Consider the following 1,074-nt stretch of genomic DNA (forward strand, 5'->3'; position numbering starts at 1 on the left):
GGATCAATACCAAAACCTGTGGAGTAGCAAAAATTAAGCGTAAATATTTGTTAGTCTGAAAAGGAAAAACTCTATGTTCCTCACACCTCTAAATTGAGATCTAAACGCTTTTATTTTTGCATTAAAGGATTCTGCAGAAGCATTGGTACTTCTGTTGTCAAAATAGTTTACTATCGTTTGGTAATGATTCTGTATTGATCTAGATATTGTGTTAAATGATTTAAACTCAGCCTGAGCTACTTTTTCATGCCATCTAGCTAATTTGCTTAGACCATAAATTTTATCGGTGGTATTCTCAAAAACATTCCGTAAGTCTTGCGATAGCTGATATGCTTTTTCAATATTAGGATATAATTCGAATAATAATTTTGCTCTTTGGGTTTGGTTTTCAGACCATTTAGATTTGTTTTTATACAAAACATATCGACTTCTGGCTAGTAATTGCTTAATGGTGTCGCCGTTAGATAGTGTTATAGGCTCGTATTTAGTTTTTGTGGTTTTAGCTTTTTCAATAGCTTCATTCTCCATATCAATTGCTTGCCACCTATATTTGATTCTAATTTCTTGTAAAGCTTCGAGCGCCAGTTTTTGAACATGGAATCGATCCGTAACTCTTACTGCATTAGAAAAGCATTTCTTAGCAATAAGCCCCATATTAGCTGCCATATCGAGTGTTATTTCGGTAACCGAATTTCTTAGCTTTAGCGGTATTTTTTCTAATATAGCAATTACTGTTTCTGCTTTGGTTCCAGCTACCATGGCTACTATAGTTCCCTTTCTGCCTTTTCCTGCTTTGTTGGTCACAATAGTATAGAGTTCGCCATTGGAGAGGGATGTCTCATCTATTGATAAACGTTTCCCAATGTTTTCAGGAAAAATAAGCCATTGTTTAGCATGCGACTTTTGTTTCCATGCTTTAAAATCACTTAAGTACTCTTTGTACTGATATTGCAAATTCCTTCCAGAAACCCCATAGAAAGAGGCGATAGCACTACAGTCATTTGGGCTGGAATCTATTGATCTCTTTTAAAAAAGACGCAAACTCCTGTGTTACACGAGTTCCGTCCGCTACTA

Annotated in this window: 1 protein-coding gene; it reads right to left on the bottom strand. The window is 35.6% G+C overall.

The genetic code is table 11. From position 1 onward, the window contains the following. Window positions 1–33: 33 nt before the first annotated feature. A complete protein-coding gene (locus AC4PRO_RS18145; RefSeq protein WP_492118394.1) occupies window positions 34–1,017 on the bottom strand; it encodes an ISAon1 family transposase in 984 nt (327 codons plus the stop codon). Window positions 1,018–1,074 lie beyond the last annotated feature (57 nt).

This window comes from Flavobacterium sp. DW-iso2, assembly GCF_058725285.1.